The 2,557-nt window shown below is 68.8% G+C and carries 4 protein-coding genes; all 4 read right to left on the bottom strand.

Annotated elements, in window-relative coordinates; translation table 11 throughout:
* Positions 1-407 (bottom strand): NADH-quinone oxidoreductase subunit J (locus tag SACSA_RS0117490; protein ID WP_019819030.1); only part of this gene is annotated, 407 nt, incomplete at its 3' end.
* Between the two features lie 5 nt (positions 408-412).
* A complete protein-coding gene (nuoI, locus tag SACSA_RS0117485) occupies positions 413-979 on the bottom strand; it encodes an NADH-quinone oxidoreductase subunit NuoI (protein WP_019819029.1) in 567 nt (188 codons plus the stop codon).
* Positions 966-2,330 (bottom strand): NADH-quinone oxidoreductase subunit NuoH, encoded by a 1,365-nt coding sequence (nuoH, locus tag SACSA_RS0117480; RefSeq protein ID WP_019819028.1) that lies wholly within the window; start codon positions 2,328-2,330, stop codon positions 966-968. The genes nuoI and nuoH overlap by 14 nt, the downstream gene beginning before the upstream one ends.
* Before the next feature lie 5 nt (positions 2,331-2,335).
* Positions 2,336-2,557: hypothetical protein (locus SACSA_RS0117475; protein WP_028661984.1), on the bottom strand; the 222-nt coding region annotated here is incomplete at its 5' end.

Genomic DNA, 2,557 nt, shown 5'->3' with positions numbered 1-2,557 from the left:
GCCGGGGTCACGTCGGCGACCGCGCGGGCCAGCGCCGCCGCCATGAGCGCCGCGACGCCGACGCCGAGCAGTCCGGCCGTCAGCCGCTGTCCCCGCAGTACCTCGACCACCGAGTCGGACGACTCCCGCCCGACCAGCATCAGCACGAACAGGAACAGCATCATGATCGCGCCGGTGTAGACGATGATCTGCGTGAACCCGAGGAACTGCGCCTGTTGGGTCAGGTAGAGCAGCCCCAGGGAGAGCATCGTCAGCACCAGCCACAACGCCGAGTGCACCGCGTTGCGGGCGAACACCATGCCGAGGGCACCGGCGAGCGCGAGCGGCCCGAGGATCCAGAAGGCGACCGCCTCGCCGGTGGACACCCCCGCCTCGGCGCCGTTCTGCGCGAGAACCAGAGCGCTCATTGCCGTCATCGCCTTGCCTTCTCCTCGGACGTCTCGACCGCCTCACCCGAGGGAACGCCGCGCTCGCGGGCCAGCTCCGGGCCACGAACGTAGTAGTCCTGCTCGTCCTCGCCGAGCCGCATGGGGTGCGGCGGCTGCTCCATGCCGGGCAGCAGCGGGGCGAGCAGGTCCTCCTTGGTGTAGATCAGCTTCTGCCGGTCGTCGTCCGCGATCTCGTAGAAATTGATCATCGTGAGGGAGCGTGTCGGGCACGCCTCCACGCACAGCCCGCAGCCGATGCAGCGCAGGTAGTTGATCTGGTAATCCTTGCCGTAACGCTCACCCGGGGAGTAGCGCTCCTCGTCGGTGTTGTCGCCGCCCTCGACGAAGATGGCGTCGGCGGGACACGCCCAGGCACACAACTCGCAGCCCACGCACTTCTCCAGCCCGTCCGGGTGCCGGTTGAGCTGGTGGCGGCCGTGGTAGCGCGGCGCCGCCGGGGCCCCGATCTCCGGGTACTCCTCCGTGGACACCTTCTTGAACATGTTCGCGAAGGTGACACCGAAGCCCTTGACGGGATCAAACATCCCCATCGGCGTTCTCCTTACCTGAGGTGACCGAAGCGGGTCGCTTCTGGGCGGACTTCTCCTTCGCCCGCAGCGCCTTCCGGCGCGGTGTCGTCTCCGGCACCGCCAGGTCCAGTGGCGGAACGGGGTGGCCGCCACCCGTGATGGGCACCGAGGAGTCGTCCTCAGGCACCTCCTTCTCGGGCAGCAGCAGCGACAGCAGGACGAGCACGGCGATGACGATGCCGCCGACGACCAGGATCTGGCCGGTTGAGATCTCGCCGTCGGTGCGCACGGCGCGGATCGCCGAGATCACCACGACCCAGATCAGCCCGACGGGGATGAGCACCTTCCAGCCGAGCTTCATGAACTGGTCGTAGCGGAACCGGGGCAGGGTGCCGCGCAGCCAGACGAAGCCGAACAGGACGACGAACATCTTGGCGAAGAACCACAGCAGCGGCCACCAGCCGGTGTTGAGCACCCCGTCGTCGATCGCCGACAGCGGCCACGGCGCCATCCAGCCGCCGAGGAACAGCGTCGTCGCGAACGCCGAGACGATCACCATGTTGGTGTACTCGGCGAGGAAGAACATCGCGAACTTCATCGAGCTGTACTCGGTGTGGAAACCGCCGACCAGCTCGGACTCGGCCTCGGGCAGGTCGAACGGCGCGCGGTTGGTCTCGCCGACCATCGACACGAGGTAGATGACGAAGCTGGGCAGCAGCAGGTAGAAGTACCAGCCGCTTTCCTGCGCGGCGACGATGTCGCCGGTGGCCAGCGACTGCGCGTACAGCGCCACGCCGATGATCGACAGGCCCATCGCGATCTCGTACGAGATCACCTGCGCGGTCGAGCGCAGGCCGCCGAGGAGCGGGTACGGCGAGCCGGAGGCCCAGCCCGCGAGCACGATCCCGTACACGCCGATGGAGGCGCCCGCCAAGACCAGCAGCACGCTGACCGGCAGCTCGATGAGCTGGAGCACCGTGCGTTCACCGAAGATCGTCACCTCGGGGCCGAACGGGATCGCGGCCAGCCCGATCAGCGCGGGCACCACCGTGATCACCGGGGCGAGGAAGTAGAGCTTGCGGTCCGCCGTGTCGGGGATGACCTGTTCCTTGAACGGCAGCTTGATCGCGTCCGCGAGGGACTGGAACCAGCCGCCGGGGCCGACGCGGTTCGGGCCCGGCCGGTTCTGCATCCGGCCGACCAGCTTGCGCTCACCGACGATGAGCAGCACCGTCAGAATCGGCCCGATCAGCATGACCACGACGGCCTTGAGCAGGATCAGCCACAACGGGTCGTCGGCAAGCAGCTCGGCCCGCGTCATCGGCTCCTGCGCCTGGGCCAGCACCGGCGTCAGCGTGGTCATCGGGGTCATCGCACTCACCGTTCACCTCCGGCCGCGATCGAGACCACGGCACCGTGGCCCACGCCGAGCGTGGCGCGGACCCGCGAACCCGGGGAATTGCCGGGCACCCACACCACCCCGTCGGGCAGGTCGGCGACCTCCACCGGCAGCGTGAGCGCACCACGCTCGGTGGAGACCGTGATCTCCGACGAGGCCAGCGCGTCGGCGGTGGCCCGCGACACCCGCGCGACGACCCG

The organism is Saccharomonospora saliphila YIM 90502 (assembly GCF_000383795.1).
GTDB classification, from domain to species: Bacteria; Actinomycetota; Actinomycetes; order Mycobacteriales; family Pseudonocardiaceae; genus Saccharomonospora; species Saccharomonospora saliphila.
Note: the sequence above shows the minus strand (reverse complement) of the source record. Positions and strands in the feature narration are given on the sequence as shown.